This window comes from Xenorhabdus sp. NBAII XenSa04, assembly GCF_963866145.1.
GTDB classification, from domain to species: Bacteria; Pseudomonadota; Gammaproteobacteria; order Enterobacterales; family Enterobacteriaceae; genus Xenorhabdus; species Xenorhabdus indica.
Genome location: NZ_CAWMEB010000202.1, coordinates 1 through 889 on the forward strand (window position 1 = coordinate 1; position 889 = coordinate 889).

Sequence of the window (889 nt, forward strand, 5' to 3'; positions counted from 1 at the left end):
ACGGGCGTTATTTACTGGTGGGTACCGACCCGACAGAAACACAGCGTGATCCACTTTCCCAGCTGATTAATATTCAGCTCCCCGTGTCCCAGAATCCCACGGTTGCCGATGCGATGCGTTATGCATTGCGTCAATCGGGCTACTCGTTATGTACGCCGGAAAAAACCAATGCCATCTTATATCGTCAGCCGCTGGCCTGATAAATATCCGGTGAAACAGATTGAATGTTTCGTGTCAGCGTGACAGAAGAAGAGCCATTTGGGGAAGGCTGAGGTAGCGGTTGTTTTACTGGAACAGTACATCCCATCAGTATGACTGCAATTAAGCTGATTAACACATTTATTTTCATGCCAAATAGGTTCCTGCTCAGTCGTAACATAATCCTGACTATGCAAGGAACCCTGTGATGTATTCAATGAACAACTCAACTGTGTTTGCTGAAAATAAAAATGCTGAAACAAAAAAGAATGGATAGCCTCTGAATAGGTATTATCACATTTTACATGATTATATCAGCGCGTTATTCAGCCACTGGCTGGCTTTCATCAATCGGCTGACGTATTTTTCGTTCAATAAAATTGCCGCAGTCATCGAAATAACGGCTGGGCCAGATTTCAGCGGGTTCCATTCCCAGACGGGTGGCGATGATCAGTTCCACTTTGGGCCATGAACGAGACAGAGTATTTGCCAGAGTGGAAGAACTGAGTCCCGATTCGCGGGATAAAGCGGCGAGTGTGGTACCACGTTTGCGTAATGCACAAATAATTTCGGCTGGGTGCCAGTCTTGGTGAGTATTAATCATACCTGCTTCCCCTTCTGTTGATTATTGGTGGTGGTTCAGACAGGGATCTCACTACCGGGAGTAACCGTCCGGCGAGGCCGAAGCCTC

General features: G+C 46.8%; 2 protein-coding genes and 1 pseudogene. 1 reads left to right on the forward strand and 2 read right to left on the reverse strand.

Annotated elements, in window-relative coordinates:
* Positions 1–194, forward strand: a pseudogene (gene pilL2 / locus AAC147_RS08325) (PFGI-1 class ICE element type IV pilus protein PilL2); the annotation flags it as partial.
* Here pilL2 and AAC147_RS08330 read toward each other — a convergent pair.
* Together AAC147_RS08330 and AAC147_RS08335 are read right to left on the reverse strand one after the other, a co-directional pair.
* Positions 185–349 (reverse strand): hypothetical protein, encoded by a 165-nt coding sequence (locus tag AAC147_RS08330; protein WP_156115456.1) that lies wholly within the window; start codon positions 347–349, stop codon positions 185–187. The pseudogene pilL2 and the gene AAC147_RS08330 overlap by 10 nt on opposite strands.
* Before the next feature lie 171 nt (positions 350–520).
* Complete coding sequence (locus AAC147_RS08335; protein ID WP_047686304.1) at positions 521–802, reverse strand: helix-turn-helix domain-containing protein; 282 nt, start codon at positions 800–802, stop codon at positions 521–523.
* Positions 803–889 lie beyond the last annotated feature (87 nt).

Excerpts from the sequence above, each read along its gene's own strand:
- AAC147_RS08330 (WP_156115456.1), bottom strand. The coding sequence starts at position 349 with ATGAAAATAAATGTGTTAATCAGCTTAATTGCAGTCATACTGATGGGA.
- AAC147_RS08335 (WP_047686304.1), bottom strand. The coding sequence starts at position 802 with ATGATTAATACTCACCAAGACTGGCACCCAGCCGAAATTATTTGTGCA.